The 16,712-nt window shown below is 71.7% G+C and carries 17 protein-coding genes and 1 pseudogene; 12 read left to right on the top strand and 6 right to left on the bottom strand.

Going from position 1 to position 16,712, the window contains the following annotated elements:
* Positions 1-67: 67 nt before the first annotated feature.
* Genes ACIG5E_RS15225 through ACIG5E_RS15205 form a run of 5 tightly spaced genes read left to right on the top strand, consistent with a single transcriptional unit; the run spans position 68 to position 4,487 of the window.
* The gene (locus ACIG5E_RS15225) at positions 68-1,879 is read left to right on the top strand and encodes an ATP-binding protein (protein ID WP_396533870.1); all 1,812 of its coding nucleotides are present in this window, start codon (positions 68-70) and stop codon (positions 1,877-1,879) included.
* Entirely contained in the window at positions 1,876-2,322 is a 447-nt protein-coding gene (locus ACIG5E_RS15220; RefSeq protein ID WP_396533869.1) for a roadblock/LC7 domain-containing protein, read from the top strand. Before ACIG5E_RS15225 ends, ACIG5E_RS15220 begins: the two co-directional genes overlap by 4 nt.
* Positions 2,319-2,681 carry a DUF742 domain-containing protein gene (locus ACIG5E_RS15215; protein WP_396533868.1) on the top strand — a complete coding sequence of 121 codons (363 nt, stop codon included), beginning with the start codon at positions 2,319-2,321 and terminating at the stop codon, positions 2,679-2,681. Before ACIG5E_RS15220 ends, ACIG5E_RS15215 begins: the two co-directional genes overlap by 4 nt.
* Complete coding sequence (locus ACIG5E_RS15210) at positions 2,659-3,297, top strand: GTP-binding protein (RefSeq protein WP_396533867.1); 639 nt, start codon at positions 2,659-2,661, stop codon at positions 3,295-3,297. The genes ACIG5E_RS15215 and ACIG5E_RS15210 overlap by 23 nt, the downstream gene beginning before the upstream one ends.
* The gene (locus ACIG5E_RS15205) at positions 3,294-4,487 is read left to right on the top strand and encodes a cytochrome P450 (protein ID WP_396533866.1); all 1,194 of its coding nucleotides are present in this window, start codon (positions 3,294-3,296) and stop codon (positions 4,485-4,487) included. The genes ACIG5E_RS15210 and ACIG5E_RS15205 overlap by 4 nt, the downstream gene beginning before the upstream one ends.
* A 45-nt stretch (positions 4,488-4,532) precedes the next feature.
* Here the strand turns inward: ACIG5E_RS15205 and msrB are convergent, their stop codons facing one another.
* The 4 genes from msrB to ACIG5E_RS15185 all read right to left on the bottom strand — a co-directional run bounded on the left by msrB (position 4,533) and on the right by ACIG5E_RS15185 (position 7,787).
* Positions 4,533-4,937 (bottom strand): peptide-methionine (R)-S-oxide reductase MsrB, encoded by a 405-nt coding sequence (gene msrB / locus ACIG5E_RS15200; protein ID WP_396533865.1) that lies wholly within the window; start codon positions 4,935-4,937, stop codon positions 4,533-4,535.
* A gap of 23 nt (positions 4,938-4,960) precedes the next feature.
* Entirely contained in the window at positions 4,961-6,349 is a 1,389-nt protein-coding gene (gene murC / locus ACIG5E_RS15195; RefSeq protein WP_396533994.1) for a UDP-N-acetylmuramate--L-alanine ligase, read from the bottom strand.
* Between the two features lie 133 nt (positions 6,350-6,482).
* Positions 6,483-6,944: an indole-3-glycerol phosphate synthase gene (locus tag ACIG5E_RS15190; protein ID WP_396533864.1), complete on the bottom strand. Its 462-nt coding sequence runs from the start codon at positions 6,942-6,944 to the stop codon at positions 6,483-6,485.
* Positions 6,945-6,995: 51 nt separating this feature from the next.
* Positions 6,996-7,787 (bottom strand): pyrimidine reductase family protein, encoded by a 792-nt coding sequence (locus tag ACIG5E_RS15185; RefSeq protein ID WP_396533863.1) that lies wholly within the window; start codon positions 7,785-7,787, stop codon positions 6,996-6,998.
* 135 nt (positions 7,788-7,922) lie between these two features.
* Here ACIG5E_RS15185 and zapE point away from each other — a divergent pair, with 135 nt between their 5' ends.
* The 5 genes from zapE to ACIG5E_RS15160 all read left to right on the top strand — a co-directional run bounded on the left by zapE (position 7,923) and on the right by ACIG5E_RS15160 (position 13,570).
* Positions 7,923-8,972, top strand: a complete 1,050-nt coding sequence (gene zapE, locus ACIG5E_RS15180; protein ID WP_396533993.1) for a cell division protein ZapE — start codon at positions 7,923-7,925, stop codon at positions 8,970-8,972.
* The gene (locus ACIG5E_RS15175; RefSeq protein WP_396533862.1) at positions 8,969-9,433 is read left to right on the top strand and encodes a hypothetical protein; all 465 of its coding nucleotides are present in this window, start codon (positions 8,969-8,971) and stop codon (positions 9,431-9,433) included. Before zapE ends, ACIG5E_RS15175 begins: the two co-directional genes overlap by 4 nt.
* 44 nt (positions 9,434-9,477) lie before the next feature.
* Positions 9,478-11,568: an excinuclease ABC subunit UvrB gene (gene uvrB / locus ACIG5E_RS15170; protein WP_396533861.1), complete on the top strand. Its 2,091-nt coding sequence runs from the start codon at positions 9,478-9,480 to the stop codon at positions 11,566-11,568.
* A 247-nt stretch (positions 11,569-11,815) separates the two neighbouring features.
* Positions 11,816-12,394 (top strand): TerD family protein, encoded by a 579-nt coding sequence (locus ACIG5E_RS15165; protein ID WP_396533860.1) that lies wholly within the window; start codon positions 11,816-11,818, stop codon positions 12,392-12,394.
* A 189-nt stretch (positions 12,395-12,583) separates the two neighbouring features.
* Positions 12,584-13,570: a TerC family protein gene (locus ACIG5E_RS15160; RefSeq protein WP_396533859.1), complete on the top strand. Its 987-nt coding sequence runs from the start codon at positions 12,584-12,586 to the stop codon at positions 13,568-13,570.
* A gap of 55 nt (positions 13,571-13,625) precedes the next feature.
* Here the strand turns inward: ACIG5E_RS15160 and ACIG5E_RS15155 are convergent, their stop codons facing one another.
* A complete protein-coding gene (locus ACIG5E_RS15155; RefSeq protein ID WP_396533858.1) occupies positions 13,626-14,381 on the bottom strand; it encodes a GntR family transcriptional regulator in 756 nt (251 codons plus the stop codon).
* Between the two features lie 103 nt (positions 14,382-14,484).
* Here ACIG5E_RS15155 and ACIG5E_RS15150 point away from each other — a divergent pair, with 103 nt between their 5' ends.
* Positions 14,485-14,748 carry a hypothetical protein gene (locus ACIG5E_RS15150; RefSeq protein ID WP_396533857.1) on the top strand — a complete coding sequence of 88 codons (264 nt, stop codon included), beginning with the start codon at positions 14,485-14,487 and terminating at the stop codon, positions 14,746-14,748.
* Between the two features lie 259 nt (positions 14,749-15,007).
* Here ACIG5E_RS15150 and ACIG5E_RS15145 read toward each other — a convergent pair whose 3' ends face one another.
* Positions 15,008-15,661 (bottom strand): MBL fold metallo-hydrolase, encoded by a 654-nt coding sequence (locus ACIG5E_RS15145; RefSeq protein WP_396533856.1) that lies wholly within the window; start codon positions 15,659-15,661, stop codon positions 15,008-15,010.
* A gap of 155 nt (positions 15,662-15,816) precedes the next feature.
* Between ACIG5E_RS15145 and ACIG5E_RS15140 the strand changes: the two are divergent.
* Positions 15,817-16,620: pseudogene (locus tag ACIG5E_RS15140) on the top strand (RNA-guided endonuclease InsQ/TnpB family protein); the annotation flags it as partial.
* Between the last annotated feature and the right edge of the window lie 92 nt (positions 16,621-16,712).

The following is a 16,712-nucleotide window of genomic DNA, read 5'->3' as shown; positions in this document are numbered from 1 at the left end:
TGCTCCGCCCGGAACCGAACCCCGGGCGACGGCCCGGGCCCAGCAGCAAGGACACCCGAGGACCCCGATGACGCAGATCGCGCTGATCGTCCTGGCGCTGGTCGCCGCTGCGGCCGCGGTCGTGCTCGCCCGCGGCCGGGCCGCGGCCGTCCGCCGGGCGGTGGCCGCCGAGGCCGCGCTCGGCCACCGCGAGCAGCAGGCCCGCGCCGCCGAGGCCAAATTCGCCCGCGCCGAACGCCAGTTGAACGAGGCCCAGGAGGCCATACGGAACGCGGCCGAGCAGGCCCGGAGGGCCGAGGAGCACACTCGGGCCGCCGACCAGCGGAGCGCCGCCGCCAACGCCCGGGCCAAGGAGGCGAACGCCGGCGTCGGGGAGGCGAACGCCCGCGCCGCGGAGGCCGAAGCCCGGTCCGCCGCCGCCGAGCGGCACGCCACCGCGCTGCTCGCCGAGATCGGCCACCTCGCCCAGGAGCGGGTCGCCGCCACCTCCGTCCGGCTGACCCACGTCAACGCGCCGCTGGTCGGTCCGCTGGACGCGCGCGCCGTCGGCCCCGAGGCCGTCCGGGCGCTCCAGTCCGTCCTGGACGCCGCCACCGCGGCCCTCGCCGACGAGCGCGAGCGGGTCGACGCCGCCGCCCGGGCCGCCATGCGCGGCGCCACCTCCCGGATCCAGACCCTGCTCTACCAGATCCAGAGCCTGGTCCAGCAGCTCCAGCACGACAACGACGACCCCCGGCTGTTGGAGGTCGACTTCCGCAACGAGGTCGCGCTGCGCCGGATCCAGACCGTCGCAGTGCTCTGCGAGGCCTGGCCCGGCCTGGCCCGGACCGACTCCCCGCTCGCCGAGGTGGTCGTCGGCGCGCTCTCCCGGGTGCCCGGCTACGCCCGGATCAAGGTCGCCAACCACCTGCGCGAGCAGCGGCTGGCCGTGGTCGCCCGGGCTGCCGAGCCGATCGCCATCACCATCGCCGAACTGCTCGCCAACGCCACCGCGTACTCCCACCCGGAGACGGACGTCCCGGTCACCGTCCAGCAGGGCGGCCGCGGCGCGCTGGTGATCATCGACGACAGCGGCATCGGGATGGACGAGGACCAGCTGCGCCGGGCCCGCCGGCTGCTGGCCGGCCCGCCGGACGTGCTGCTCACCGAGCTCGGCAACCCGCCCAGGACCGGCTTCGCGGTGGTCGGCAAGCTGGCCCGCCAGTACGGCTTCGCCTGCCACATCGAGCCCTCGCCGTACGGCGGCATGCGGACCATCCTGCGCATCCCGGCCGCGCTGGTGACGGTCGTGGACGACGAGCAGCCGCTGTCGGTGCTCACCCCGCTGCCGCTGCGGGCCGGCAGCGGCCCGGCGCCGGCACCCGCCGTCGCGGCCGTCCCGCCGATGCGCGACGCCGACGAGCAGGACGGGCCGGTGCTCGCCGACCGCCACAACCAGCCCGGCCCGCCCGCGGCGCCGGCCATCCACGTGGTGCCCGACCCGGACGCGGGCGCCGTCCAGGGCGGGGACGGCAGCGGCCTGCCCAGTCGGCGCCGCCGCCGCCCGCTCACCGCCGAGGAACCGGGGGTCGGCACGGAGGCAGGAACAGTGAACGGCCCGGGGGAGCAGCCCGCGCCGTACGTCCGCAGCCCCGAGCAGGCCGCCGCCCACTGGCAGGCGCTCCAGCGGGGCACCGACTCCGGCCGGGCCGCCGCCGCGCAGGCTCACGGCGCCCGTGCGTCGAGCGAAGCCGGCGAGTTCACCGGCACCGCCGAGACCACCGAGACCACCGGCACCGGCGGCGACACCACCGGCACCGTCAGCACCGGCGGCACCGCCGCCGGCCGCGAAACCGGTGACCACACCACCGGACCGACGTTAGAAGGAGCCAAGCAGTGAGCAGCTCGCCCAGCCCGACCGCCACCGACGAGATCTCCTGGGTGCTGAACCCCCTGCTGGAGCTGCCGGGGGTGCTGCACGCGGTGGTCGCCACCGGTGACGGCCTCGTCGAGGGCGCCTCCGACGGCCTCGGCCGGGCCTCCGCCGAGCGGGTCGCCGCGATGACCGCCACCGTGCACGCCGCGGCCCGCGCCTTCACCACCGCCTTCACCGACACCGAGCGGCCGCGGCTGGCCCAGACCGTGGTGGAGTCCGACCTCGGCTACGCCATCGTCGTCCCCGCCGGGGAGAACACCTCGCTCGCCGTGTTCACCGCGCCGGACGCCCAACTCGGCAACGTGGCCTACCAGATGCAGCTCCAGGTCGCCGCCCTGGGCCGTGCGCTCGCGAGCCCGTCCCGCCAGCAGGACACCGGGGCACCGGACACCGCCGCCGGGTCATGACCGCCGTCCCCCGCAGGCGGATGGTGCCCGCCTACCTCGCCACCGGCGGCCGCAGCCGCCCCGGCACCGAAGGCTTCGAGCGGCTGACCGTCCTGTTCGCGGACCGGGCCGACCGCGCCGAACCGCCGACCGAACTCGAACCCGAACACCGTCGGCTCTGGGAACTGCTGCGCCCCGGCGCGCTGACCGTGGTGGAGGCCGCCGCGCACCTGCGCCTGCCGGTCAGCGCCACCGTCTTCCTCGCGGCCGACCTGGTCGAGGCGGGCTGCCTGCACGCCCGCGCGCCGATCCCGCGCACCCAGCAGACCGACCGCTCCATCGTCGAGAGGCTCCTCGTTGGACTCCGTGCCCTCCGGTAGCCCGGACGACCGGCCGAGCCGGGTGGGCTACCTGCCCGACCGGGACCAGACGCTGATGAAACTGGTGGTCGCCGGCCCGTTCGGGGTCGGCAAGACCACCCTCATCCGCACCCTCTCCGAGATCGCCACCCTGCACACCGAGGAGGCGATGACCGAGACCGGACGACCGGTGGACGACCTGGCCGGGCTGCCCGAGAAGTCCACCACCACCGTCGCGGTCGACTTCGGCCGGCTCACCCTGCCGGGCAACACGGTGCTCTACATGTTCGGCACTCCCGGCCAGCGCCGCTTCTTCCCGCTCTGGCAGGACATCGCCCGCGGTGCCCTGGGCGCCCTGGTGCTCGCCGACACCCGCCGACTGGCCGACTCCTTCGAGATCATGGACATGGTCGAGGAGCAGGGCCTGCCGTACGCCGTCGCCGTCAACCGCTTCCCGGACTCCCCGGACCATCCGCCCGAGGTGCTGCGCGCCCACCTGGACCTGCACGCCGCGACCCCGCTGCTGCTGTGCGACGCGCGCGAGCGCGGGAGCAGCATCGACGCGCTGATCGCGCTGGCCGAGCACGTCCTCGACACCCTGCCCGCCGCCTCCACCGACCCCCAGGAGCGTCCGTGACCGTCGAGACCCGACCGACCCCGATCTACGGCCCGGTCTTCGCCGCCGACCCGCAACTGGTGTACGAGCGGCTGCGCCGCCATGGCGCGGTCGCCCCGGTGGAGATCGCCCCCGGCGTCGAGGCCCTGCTGGTCACCGACTACCAGGCCGCCCTGGACCTGCTGCGCGACACCGACACCTTCTCCAAGGACTCCCGCGCCTGGCAGGCGACCGTCCCGCCGGACTCCCCGCTGCTGCCGGTGCTCGGCTACCGCCCCACCGCCCTGTTCAGCGACGGCGCGACGCACGCCCGCTACCGCGCGGTGATCACCGACGGCCTCGCCCTGCTCGAACCGCACCGGCTGCAGCGCCAGGTCGCCGAGGCCGCCCACCAGCTGATCGACCGCTTCGCCGCGGTCGGCCACGCCGACCTGATCGCCGAGTACGCCCGCCAGCTGCCCGCCTTCGTGCTCACCACCTGGTTCGGCGTTCCCGAGGAGCAGCACGCCGACGTGGTGGCCGCGATCACCGGGCTGATCGAGTCCACCGCCCGGGCCGGCGCCGCGTACGGGAAGCTCGTCGCGGTGGTCACCGCGATGGTCGCCGAGCGCCGCGAGCGCCCCCGGCACGACCTCGCCTCCTGGTTCGTCACCCACCCGGTCGGGCTGGACGACGACGAGGTGATCCGGCAGATCACCCTGACCCTGATCGCCGGGCACGAGCCGACCACCAACCTGATCGGCAACGCCCTGCTGCGCCTGCTCACCGACGCCCGCTACGCCGGCTCGCTGTTCGGCGGCGCGATGACCGCCCACCAGGCGATCGACGAAGTGCTGTGGCACGAGCCGCCGATGGCCAACCTCTCGGCCCACTACCCGCGCTACGACATCACCTTCCACGGCCGCGAGATCAAGGCCGGTTCCCTGGTACTGGTCTCGTACGCGGCCGCCAACTCCCAGGCCGCGCCACCCACCGACGGCGGCGAACTCCGCAGCGGCGAGAGCGCCCACCTGGCCTGGGCGGCCGGCCCGCACGCCTGCCCGGCCCGCGATCCCGCCCTGCTGATCGCCATCACCGCCATCGAACAGCTCACCAGCCGACTCAGCGACCTCGAACTCGCCACCCCGGCAGGGGAGTTGCTCTGGCGCCCCGGCCCCTTCCACCGCGCCCTGGTCCACCTCCCGGTCCACTTCGCGCCGGTGGCCGGATAGCAGGGAGGGCCCGGACGGTCTCCGTCCGGGCCCTCGGTGCCGGTCCTATTCGGCCGGGCGCAGCGTCAGCGAGATGCTGTTGATGCAATAGCGCTGGTCGGTCGGGGTGCCGTAGCCCTCGCCCTCGAAGACGTGGCCCAGGTGCCCGCCGCAGCGGGCGCAGCGCACCTCGACGCGGCGCATGCCGAGCGAGGTGTCCTCGATGTACTCGACCCGGTCCTCGGCCAGCGGCGCGTAGTACGAGGGCCAGCCGCAGTGGCTGTCGAACTTGGTGTCGGAGCTGAACAGCTCAGCCCCGCAGGCGCGGCAGCTGTAGACGCCGACCGTCTTGGTGTCGGTGTACTCGCCGACGAACGGGCGCTCGGTGCCCGCCTCGCGGAGCACGTGGTACTCCTCGGGGCTGAGCTGGGCGCGCCATTCGGCCTCGGTCTTCTGGATCTCGTAGCTCATCACGACTCCCGCTCGGCGTAACGTCAGACCTTGGAGGCAACGTTCGCGAGGTGCTTCAGAATTTCGGGCCCCAGGTTGGTGACGTCGCCCGCGCCCATGGTGAGCAGCAGGTCGCCCGGGCGGGCCAGGCCGGCCAGCAGGGCGGGGGCGGCGGCGAAGTCGTGCTCGGCGGTGACGTCGGCGCCGGCCCGGCGGGCGGCGTCGATGATCAGCTCGCTGGTCACGCCCGGGATCGGGTCCTCGCGGGCCGGGTAGATGTCCAGCACCACGGAGGCGTCGGCCAGCGCCAGGGACCGGCCCATCTCCTCGGCGAGCTGCTGGGTGCGGCTGAACAGGTGCGGCTGGAAGACCACCAGGACGCGGCCCGCGCCGTCCAGGCCCTCGCGGATCGCCTCCAGGTCGGCGGTCATCTCGGTCGGGTGGTGGGCGTAGGAGTCGATCACCTGGACGCCGGCCGCCTCGCCCTTGAGCTGCAGGCGGCGGCGCACGCCGGTGTAGGCGCCGAGCGCCTTGGCCAGGTCGGCGGCCGGGACGCCCAGTGCGACGCCGGCGGCCAGTGCGGCCACGGCGTTGTGGGCGTAGTGCCGGCCGGGCACCGAGACGGTGAAGGTCAGCTCGGCGCCGTCCAGCAGGACGGTGACCTCGCTGGTCATGCCGCGGGCGATGACCGAGAGGACGCGCAGGTCGGCGTCCTCGGCGGCGCCGACGGTCACCACGTTGAGGCCCTCGCGGGCGGCCACCCGGGAGGTCAGCTCGCGGGCGCCGTCGTGGTCGGCGGAGACGACCAGGGTGCCGCCGGGGGTGATCCGGCCGACGAAGGTCTCGAAGGACTCGTAGATCTCGTCGATCGACGCGTAGTTGGCGTGGTGGTCCAGCTCCACGTTGAGCACGATCGCCACCTCGGGCGCGTACTTGTGGAAGCTGCGGTCGCTCTCGTCGGCCTCGGCGACGAAGATCTCGCCGGTGCCGTGCTGGGCGTTGGAACCGGGGGCGTCGAGGTCGCCGCCGATCGCGTAGGACGGGTCGAGGCCCAGCTCGCCGAGGGCGACGGCGAGCATGCTGGTGGTGGTGGTCTTGCCGTGGGTACCGGCCACCGCGAGCGCCCGGCGGCCGCCCATCAGCGCGGCCAGCGCGTCGGAGCGGTGCACCACCGGGATGCCGCGCTCGTGGGCGGCGACCAGCTCCGGGTTGTCGGCGCGGATCGCGCTGGAGACCACGATGCTGCTGGCGCCGTCCGGGACGTGCTCGGCGGCGTGGCCGACGTGCACGGTAGCGCCGAGGGCGCGCAGCGCGAGGACGGTCTCGGACTCCTTGGAGTCGCTGCCGGAGACACTGGCACCGCGCACTGCGAGGATCTTCGCCAGGCCGGACATCCCGGCGCCGCCGATGCCGATGAAGTGCGGGGCGTGCAGGTCGTGCGCGGCGTCGTTCAAGGCGTGGCTCCGTACGGGCGGGGGCTGGGTGGGCACAGGTGGGTCCTTGCGATGTGCGAATCGTCCTCGCGGGCGGACCGCAAGGACGATTCTGCACCACCGGCGCGCCGGGTCAGGAGTCGCTGGCGAACAGCCTCAGCACCGGCACCCCCACCTTGTGCCGGGCCTGGGAGGCCCAGTCGCGGTGGAAGAACTCCTCCACGAAGTGCGGTGAGGTGAGCACCACGACCTCGTCGGCCCGGTGTTCCTCGACCGCCGCGCGCAGCCGCTCCAGCGGCTTGTCCTCGACCAGTTCGCCGATCGCCTCGGCCCCGGCCGCGCGCAGGTGGCGCAGGCTGTGTTCGAGCGATTCGCTGGCCACGGTCGGGCCGCTCTCGGACTCGTCGTGCTCGTGCACCACCTTGTCGAGGTGGCCGAGGGCGACGTCGTCGAGCGCCCGCAGCAGTTCGTCCTGCTTGCCGCGCGGCTGCATCAGGACGACGAAGGACACCTTCTCGTCGCTGTGGAGCGTCGTGACGAGCTCCACGTCCGCGTCCGAGAGAGCCTTTTCGATCATCAGTACCGTCTTGAACACGTGAGTCCCTTCCAGTGGCCGGCCCCCGGGCCCCGGCATCGCATAACGGGATCACGATCGGGGGGTCACGGGGTCATCCGAACCCAGGTGACGCAGGTAGCGGGTGAAGAGGAATCCTTTCTGCTCGATCAATGAGACCAGCCGCATCCGCTGCACGTCAGGCATTTCCGCATCGCGGAGGATGCGCGGCGCGTCGCCGCCGGTGACCAGCGGGGCCAGCGACAGGCACAGCTCGTCCAGCAGGTCCGCCGCCGCCAGCTGCCCCAGCAGCCGCGGTCCGCCCTCGGTCAGCAGGCGGGTCCAGCCCCGCTCCACCAGGGCCGCCACCCCCGCCCGCAGGTCCACCGAGCCGCGCCCGGCGAGCACCACGTCGGCCACCTCGGCGACCTCCCGGCGACGCTCCTCGGCGGCGTCCTCGACGGTGATCACCATCGTCCTGACCAGCGGCTCCGTGAACAGCGGCGCGCCCAGGTCGAAGTCCAGGGACCGGCTCACGATCGCGATCGCCGGGGCCGGGGACTGCCCCGCCGCCGCCCGAGCGGCCGCGAACTCCCGACGGGCCCGGGCCGGCCGGTAGCCCTCCGCGCGGACCGTCTCGGCGCCCACCAGCACCACGTCCGACAGCGCCCGCAGCACCCCGAAGATCCGCTTGTCGGCGTCGCTGGACAGGCCCTCGGACAGACCGTCGAGCCGCGCCCCGCCGTCCAGCCCGGACACCATGTTGGCGCGCAGCCACGGGCGCCCCCGATTCACCTGGTCGGGGTACGCGTAGACGGCGGCGAGCGAATCCAGATCGGACGGATCGGCGACCGGAGCACCCAGCGGGCTGATCAACTGTTGCATGTCCTCAGTGTTCCACCGGAGCCGCTCCGGAGGTGGCCCGCAGGAGGTCCGGAGGCGTTTCGGGGGCGCCGGGGACGGGGCGTACCCTCTACTACCGTGCCCGCAGCCTCCCGCCCCGCCACCGCGACCGACCCGATAGCCGCCGCGAGCCCGGCCGGCAACCCGATCGCGCTCACCGACCGCCGCCCCGTCGTGCCCGCCGAGCGGCTGGTCGCCGAGATGGTCCCGCCGCCCCGGTTCGCCGACGTGAGCTTCGGGACGTACATCCCGGACCCGACCCAGCCCAGCCAGTACGAGGCGGTCCAGGTCCTGGAACAGTTCGCCGGCACCCTCGCGGGAGGAAACGGTTCCGCGCCCAAGCGCAGCTGGTTCCGCCGCTCCGCCCCCGCGCCCACCGGCCCGGCCGGGGTCTACCTCGACGGCGGCTACGGCGTCGGCAAGACCCACCTGCTCGCCTCGCTCTGGCACGCCGCCTCCGGCCCCAAGGCCTTCGGCACCTTCGTCGAGCTGACCAACCTGGTCGGCGCGCTCGGCTTCCAGCAGGCCGTCCAGACCCTCTCCGGGCACACCCTGCTGTGCATCGACGAGTTCGAGCTCGACGACCCGGGCGACACCGTGCTGGTCTCCACCCTGCTCGGGCGGCTGGTCGAGAACGGCGTCAAGCTGTGCGCCACCTCGAACACCCTGCCGGAGAAGCTCGGCGAGGGCCGCTTCGCCGCCGCCGACTTCCTGCGCGAGATCCAGGGACTGTCCGCGCACTTCCGCCCGATGCGGATCGACGGCCAGGACTACCGCCACCGCGGCCTGCCCGACGCCCCGCCGCCGTACGCCGACGACACCGTCGAGGCCGTCGCCGCCCGCACCCCCGGCGCCTCGCTGGACGACTTCGACGCCCTGCTCGGCCACCTCTCCGCCGTCCACCCCAGCCGCTACGGCGCGCTGCTGGACGACGTCACCGCGGTCTGCCTGCGCGGCGTGCGGCAGGTCGACGACCAGTCCACCGCGCTGCGCCTGGTCGTCCTGGCCGACCGGATGTACGACCGCGAGCTGCCCATCACCGCCTCCGGCCTGCCCTTCGACCAGGTCTTCCCCGAGGACATGCTGCGCGGCGGCTACCGCAAGAAGTACCTGCGCGCGATATCCCGCCTGGTCGCCCTCGCCCGCGACAGCGAGAAGCTGGGGTGAACCCCTTCCGGGGCGGGGGCCACGAGCTGGACCTCGGCAACGGCGCCACCGAGGTGCTGGTCGAGGTCCTGATGCTCGCGGTCACCGCCCTGGCCCGGGACGACTGGCAGCACGCCTTCGCCGCCGAGCTCGCCCGCCAGGACCAGAACCTGATGGGCCGCGGCATGGTCGGCCTCGACCTCGACGAACTCGACTGGGGCCCCGACCCGGAACGCGGCCGCGCCTTCGCCCTCGCCGTCGTCGACCTCGCCCTCACCCGCCACCGCTGGGACGAACTCGGCTACCACGCCTCGTACGCCGAGGCCGACCTCCAGGCCCTCCGCCGCCTCCTCACCGCCCTCCACCCCACCCCCGGCGCGCCCCCGGACCCCACCGACTCCATGGCCGCCACCTGCCGCCACCACCGCATCCTCACCCCCCTCCCCTGGTACCCCGCCTGCGTCCGCTGCGCCGGCGGTTGATCGAAGCGGCGCCGGTTGTCAGTCGGGGGTCGTACGGTGGAGGCGTGCGTCCCATCACGAGTATTGAGCGGTCCGTGGCGCCCTTCGAGGTCGTCAGTCCCTACCAGCCCAACGGTGACCAGCCGGCGGCGATCGCCGAGTTGGAGCGGCGGATCAGGGCGGGGGAGAAGGACGTCGTGCTGCTCGGTGCCACCGGTACCGGCAAGTCCGCCACCACGGCCTGGATGATCGAGAAGCTGCAGCGCCCCACCCTGGTGATGGCGCCGAACAAGACGCTCGCCGCGCAGCTGGCGAACGAGTTCCGGGAGTTGCTGCCGAACAACGCGGTCGAGTACTTCGTCTCGTACTACGACTACTACCAGCCGGAGGCGTACGTCCCGCAGACGGACACCTACATCGAGAAGGACTCCTCGATCAACGAGGAGGTCGAGCGGCTGCGCCACTCGGCGACCAACTCGCTGCTCACCCGCCGCGACGTGATCGTGGTCGCCTCCGTCTCCTGCATCTACGGCCTCGGCACCCCGCAGGAGTACGTGGACCGGATGGTCCCGCTCAAGGTCGGCCAGGAGATCGACCGGGACGTGCTGCTGCGCCGCTTCGTGGACATCCAGTACGCGCGCAACGACGTGGCCTTCACCCGCGGCACCTTCCGGGTCCGCGGCGACACCATCGAGATCTTCCCGGTCTACGAGGAGCTCGCCGTCCGGATCGAGATGTTCGGCGACGAGATCGAGTCGCTCTACACCCTGCACCCGCTCACCGGCGAGATCATCAGCCAGGACGAGCAGATCTACGTCTTCCCCGCCTCGCACTACGTGGCCGGCCCCGAGCGCATGGAGCGGGCGATCACCGGCATCGAACAGGAGCTGGAGCAGACGCTCGGCAAGCTGGAGAAGCAGGGCAAGCTGCTGGAGGCCCAGCGGCTGCGCATGCGCACCACCTACGACATCGAGATGCTGCGCCAGATCGGCACCTGCTCGGGCGTCGAGAACTACTCGATGCACTTCGACGGCCGCGAGCCCGGCTCCCCGCCGAACACCCTGCTGGACTACTTCCCGGAGGACTTCCTCCTGGTCATCGACGAGTCGCACGTCACCGTCCCGCAGATCGGCGCGATGTACGAGGGCGACGCCTCGCGCAAGCGCACCCTGGTCGAGCACGGCTTCCGGCTGCCGTCCGCGATGGACAACCGCCCGCTGAAGTGGGAGGAGTTCCTCGGCCGGATCGGTCAGACGGTGTACCTCTCGGCGACGCCGGGCCCGTACGAGCTGTCGCGCGGCGACGGCCAGGTCGAGCAGATCATCCGCCCGACCGGTCTGATCGACCCCGAGGTGATCGTCAAGCCGACCGAGGGCCAGATCGACGACCTGGTGCACGAGGTCCGCAAGCGGGTCGAGCGGGACGAGCGCGTCCTGGTCACCACGCTGACCAAGAAGATGGCCGAGGACCTCACCGACTACATGCTCGGCCTGGACATCCGGGTCCGGTACCTGCACAGCGACGTGGACACCCTGCGCCGGGTGGAACTGCTGCGCGAGCTGCGGGCCGGCCGGTTCGACGTGCTGGTCGGCATCAACCTGCTGCGCGAGGGCCTGGACCTGCCCGAGGTGTCGCTGGTGGCGATCCTGGACGCGGACAAGGAGGGCTTCCTGCGCTCCGGCACCTCGCTCATCCAGACGATCGGCCGCGCGGCCCGCAACGTCTCCGGCCAGGTGCACATGTACGCGGACCGGATCACCCCGTCGATGGAGAAGGCGATCGACGAGACCAACCGCCGCCGGGCCGTGCAGCAGGCCTACAACAAGAAGCACGGGATCGACCCGCAGCCGCTGCGGAAGAAGATCGGCGACATCCTGGACACCCTCGCCCGGGAGGACGTGGACACCGACGAGCTGCTCTCCACCGGCTACCGGGGCCAGGGGAAGGGCAAGGCCCCGGTGCCGATGCTGGGCGCGGAGCGCAAGCCGGCCAAGTCGATGCCGGCCGCCGAGCTGGCGGAGCTGATCCAGGAGATGACCGACCGGATGCACACGGCGGCCGCCGATCTCCAGTTCGAGGTCGCGGCCCGGCTGCGCGACGAGGTGAAGGAGTTGAAGAAGGAGCTGCGGCAGATGCGCGAGGCGGGGGTGGCCTAGCAGCGTTGGCGCCGGGCTTGGCCGGTTTGGCACCGGTCAAGCTCGGCGGTGTCTCAGCCTTGCCACAAACCGGGTAACCCGGAGGAGTCGCGGGTGCCGCAGGCCCTAGGCTGGCCTGCGGCATCGCGCCCTCGGGACGGGGATGCGGGCCGTCAGCAGAGGGGGCCTCAGCCGGGGGACGGCGACGGGGTGTTCCACCGGGGAGCCGTGCGGCAGCGACCGCGTGGCCGGCAGAGAGGACAACGTCGTGTCGGTGAACCTTGCCAAGGGGCAGCGGGTCAGCCTCCAGAAGGGGGCGGGCGCCGCCCTGACCGTGGTCCGGATGGGGCTCGGCTGGCAGGCCGCCCCCAAGCGGGGCCTGTTCGGCAGCCGGACCAGGAAGATCGACCTGGACGCCTCGGCGCTGCTGTACGCCGAGAAGACCCCGACCGACGTGGTGTTCTTCCAGCACCTGGAGTCCACCGACGGCTCGGTGCGGCACACCGGGGACAACCTGGAGGGCGGCTCCGGCGCCGAGGACGACGAGGCGATCCTGGTCGACCTGCTGCACGTGCCGGCGCACATCAGCCAGGTGGTGTTCACGGTCAGCTCGTACACCGGGCAGACCTTCGCCGAGGTGCGCCAGGCGCACTGCCGACTGCTGGACGAGACCACCGGGGTGGAGCTGGCCCGGTACGAGCTGGCGGGCGGCGGGCCGCACACCGGGCAGATCATGGCGAAGGTGGTCCGGGACGGCAACGGCGGCTGGGAGATGCAGGCGATCGGCGCCCCGGCGAAGGGTCGGACGTTCCAGGACCTGCTGCCGGCGATCGAGCCGTTCCTCTGACGGTTCTTTACCTTCTTTACCCTCCCTTGCCATCCCTGTTACTCTCGATGGCAGCGGAGGGGAGTATTCCTCGACAGCCGACCCCGTCATCACGGGTGCCCGTCGTGGCGCCCCGGGGCGCTGGCCCGATGGGCGGAAGAGACCTCCGGCAGTGACGACCCGTCTCGCCTGGCTGCCGGAGGAGCAGTAATGGACGTTTCCGTAACCATGTGGGCCACCACGATCGGTGTGCTGATCGCACTGATCGTGGCGGACTTCTTCATCGGGGGGCGCAAGCCGCACGAGGTCTCGGTCAAGGAGGCCGGGATCTGGACGGCCGTCTGGATCGCGCTGGCGGCGCTCTTCGGCGGCTTCCTCTGGTGGCACTCCGGTGGGCAGCCGGCGGGCGAGTTCTTCGCCGGCTACATCACCGAGAAGTCGCTCAGCGTCGACAACCTCTTCGTCTTCATCCTGATCATGGGCAAGTTCGCGGTGCCCAGGATCTACCAGCAGCGCGTGCTGATGTTCGGCGTGATCATCGCCCTGGTGCTGCGCGCGGTGTTCATCGCCGGCGGTGCGGCGCTGGTCACCCAGTTCTCCTGGGTGTTCTTCCTCTTCGGCGCCTTCCTGATCTGGACGACCTGGAAGCTGATCAAGGAGGCCCGGGCCGACGAGCGGGACGAGGAGTTCGAGGAGAGCCGCCTGCTCAAGTCGATCACCCGGCGCTTCCCCGCCACCGAGGACTACCGCGGCACCAAGCTCCTCGTGCTGGAGAACGGCCGCCGGCTGATCACCCCGATGCTGATCGTGATGCTGGCGATCGGGACGACGGACGTGCTGTTCGCCCTGGACTCGATCCCGGCCATCTTCGGGCTCACCCAGGACCCGTACATCGTCTTCACCGCCAACGCCTTCGCCCTGATGGGCCTGCGCCAGCTGTACTTCCTGATCGGCGGCCTGCTGAAGAAGCTGGTCCACCTGAGCTACGGCCTGTCGGTGATCCTCGGCTTCATCGGCGTGAAGCTGGTCCTGCACGCCACCCACGAGGCCGGCGCGAACGTCCCGGAGATCGGCATCCCGCTCTCCCTGGGCTTCATCGTGGTGGTGCTGGCCGTGACGACGGTGACCAGCCTGCGGGCCTCGAAGAAGGCCGCCGAGGCCGAGGCCGAGCGCGAGCCGCAGAAGCTCGATGCCTGACCGCAATCGAACGAGCCTGAGCCCCGCTGCCGGATGGCGAATCCGGCGGCGGGGCTCAGCTCTGCGGGCGGCGGCCGTACTCGGCGACCCAGCGCGAGCCGGGCAGCACGATGTCGGCAGTCTCGACCGGGCGGCCGGTGGCCTGGTCGTAGTAGCTGCGCTCGATGGCCATCACGGGCACGGCTGGCGCGACGCCGAGTGCCTGGGCTTCGGAACGGCTGGCCTGGCGGGCCGAGATGCGTTCGACCGGCATGCCGACCTCGATGCCGATGAGGGCCATCCGGTCGGCGACGCCGATGCCCGCGTGCGGGCCGGCCTCCGGCAGGACGATCAGGCTTCCACCGGTGATCGCCATGGGCTCCCAGCTCTCGGCGAGCTGAGCCGGATCGCCGTTGGCCAGGTAGACGTAGCTGGTGTGCATCACCGGGTCGCCGGGATGGATCTCCAGCCGGGCCGCGATCCGGGCGTCGGCGGCACGAGGCTGTGACTCGTGCCGCCAGGTACCGAGCACGCCTTGTCGGGCGAGGGTGGCCTCCGTCGGCGACCCGTCGCCAGCCGCAACGCGCTGGCGACGCACCAGAACGGACGGCGGCTCCTGGGACTTGACGTAGTAACCGGCGCCCGGGCGTGCGATCACGAGCCCTTCGTCGATCAGTACGGCGTAGGCCCGCTGGATCACACCTGTCGAGACCTTGTGCTCGCGCTGAAGCGCACTGATGGACGGCAGACGATCGCCCGGCTGAAGCCGCCGGGAGGTGATGTGGCCGCGCAAGGCGTCCGCGACGTGCAGGTAAGAGGGTGTGTCGCTCACGCCTCGGCCTCCTCGCTCCGGATGGTGCGTTGCGGCTGACACCGTAACGCTCGCGCCGCTACTCTATCGATACGATTTCACCGTACCGATAAGGGGAACGTCGGTGCAGATCAGCATGCGCACAAGCCTGTTCAAGGCCTCGCTCGGTCAAGCCGCCGGGGCTCCCGTGCGAATCACCAAGGGAAAGTGCGGCCGTGTCCGGCTCTCGACGGCCGCACCGGCTGACACCTCGTCCACGCAGTGGACCGAGGTGCTCGACATCCTCCGGTCGGGCTGCGAGTGGGGCTCCACCGACGCCACGGGCGAGGTCATCGTCTGGGTCGAACTGGAGGACTTCAACATGATCGACACGGGGGTCTGGTCGTGACCGCTGCCGTCCGCCGGTCGGACCCGCCGACCGGCCTCGTGATCCGCCTCGACGTGGGCAAGGCCGGGCGCTACGTCAGCGCCGAATGTCAGCTGGCTGCGCACTGGGCCTGCCCCGGCGGCATCCGGGATGTGTCCAGGGCCGCCGCCTTGGTGTGTCTCTGCATGGAGCCGTCGTGTGCGTGTGCTCGGCACCTTTCGGGAGGCGAGCCGTGATCCGGGTCGGTCGGCCCCGGGTGGAGCCGACCGGCCCGGGGATATCACCAGCCGCGCTCGCGCCACTCGTCGAGGTGCGGGCGCTCGGCGCCGAGGGTGGTGTCGTTGCCATGGCCGGGGTAAACCCAGGCCTCGTCGGGGAGGACACCGAAGATCTTCTCGTTGACGTCCCGGAAGAGGGTCCTGAAGGCCTCCGGGTCGCCCCAGGTGTTGCCGACGCCGCCCGGGAAGAGGCAGTCGCCCGTGAAGACGTGCTGGTGGCCCTGCGGGTCGTCGTAGATCAGCACAATCGCGCCCGGGGTGTGCCCGACCAGGTGCCGGACGGTGAGCTCGACCTCGCCGACCCGCAGCTTGTCGCCGTCGGCGAGCAGCAGCTCGGTGGGCACGTCGATGCCCTCGGCGTCGTGCTGCCCGGCGGCGGTGCGGGCGCCGGTGGTGGCGACCACCTCGGCGAGCGCGCCCCAGTGGTCGTGGTGCCGGTGGGTGGTGACCACGGTTTCGAGGTCGTCCCCGATGGTCTCCAGCAGCACCGGGGCGTCGGCGGCCGCGTCGATCAGCAGCTGCTCGTCGGTGGCCCGGCAACGCAGCAGGTAGGCGTTGTTGTCGTACGGGCCGACGGCCATCTTGGTGATGATCAGGTGGGCCAGCTCCCGCACGTCCGGCGGTCCGCCGACCTTGACCGCTCCGTGGTACGTCATCAGGACTCCTTGGTGGGTACCCCCGGCTTCAGCCGGAGAGAAACGAACTCCCGCGTAGCGGGACGGGAAGAGCCGGACCGCCGCCAAGGCGGTCTGGTGTCTGAGTGGGCGATGACCCGTGTGTGGTCACAATCTGACGGTATATCGTGCGAGTTGTGCAGGACTCTCAGGTGAAGCGGGCGTTCAAATTCCGCTTCTATCCAACCGCTGTGCAGGCGGCCGAGCTGTCGCGCACATTCGGTTGCGTGCGGAAGGTCTACAACCTGGCGCTGGCTGCCCGAACCGAGGCGTGGCTGCTTCAGGGGGAGCGGGTCAACTACAACGCCACGTCAGCAATGCTGACGGCGTGGAAGAAGACCGAGGAGCTTGCCTATCTGGCCGAGGTCTCCTGCGTGCCGTTGCAGCAGGCACTGAGGCACCTGCAAGGGGCCTTCGCGAGCTTCTTCGCGAAGCGGGCGAAGCACCCTCGGTTCAAGTCGAAGAAGAAGTCCCGCGACTCGGCGGAGTACACCGCCTCGGCGTTCCGCTTCCGCGACGGGAAGCTGACGCTGGCCAAGATGACGGAGCCGCTGGACATTGTCTGGTCCCGTCCTCTGCCTGAGGGGGTCTCGCCGTCCACGGTGACCGTCAGCCGCGACGCGGCTGGCCGCTGGTTCGTCACCGTGGTGTGCGAGGACCCTGGTGTCAGGCCTATGCCCGCCCTGGACGCGGCAATCGGGATCGACGCGGGTGTCACGTCGCTGGTGGCTCTCTCCACCGGGGAGAAGATCGCCAACCCCCGGTACGAGCGCCGGGATCGGGAACGCCTGGCCAGGGCCCAGCGGGATCTGTCCCGTAAGGCCAAAGGCTCTGCCAATCGGGAGAAGGCCCGCAGAAAGGTCGCGAAGATCCACGCGAGGATCGCCGACCGGCGCAGCGACTTCCTGCACAAGCTCACCACTCGACTCGTCCGTGAAAACTGTGAGAATCGACGGGTGCTGTCCCGGGCCGTGGCCTGACCCGCGCGAGAACGGACCGTGGTGTCCTGGTTTGGATCTGTCGGCCGCTGGTT

The organism is Kitasatospora sp. NPDC053057 (assembly GCF_044546945.1).
Taxonomy (GTDB): Bacteria; Actinomycetota; Actinomycetes; order Streptomycetales; family Streptomycetaceae; genus Kitasatospora.
This window is presented reverse-complemented; position numbering and strand designations above follow the sequence as displayed.

What these genes read in the sequence shown, in the direction of transcription:
- ACIG5E_RS15145 (WP_396533856.1), bottom strand. Translation starts at nt 15,661, where the DNA reads ATGACGTACCACGGAGCGGTCAAGGTCGGCGGACCGCCGGACGTGCGG.
- ACIG5E_RS15160 (WP_396533859.1), top strand. Translation starts at nt 12,584, where the DNA reads ATGGACGTTTCCGTAACCATGTGGGCCACCACGATCGGTGTGCTGATC.
- msrB (WP_396533865.1), bottom strand. Translation starts at nt 4,937, where the DNA reads ATGAGCTACGAGATCCAGAAGACCGAGGCCGAATGGCGCGCCCAGCTC.
- ACIG5E_RS15225 (WP_396533870.1), top strand. Translation starts at nt 68, where the DNA reads ATGACGCAGATCGCGCTGATCGTCCTGGCGCTGGTCGCCGCTGCGGCC.
- ACIG5E_RS15185 (WP_396533863.1), bottom strand. Translation starts at nt 7,787, where the DNA reads ATGCAACAGTTGATCAGCCCGCTGGGTGCTCCGGTCGCCGATCCGTCC.
- ACIG5E_RS15215 (WP_396533868.1), top strand. Translation starts at nt 2,319, where the DNA reads ATGACCGCCGTCCCCCGCAGGCGGATGGTGCCCGCCTACCTCGCCACC.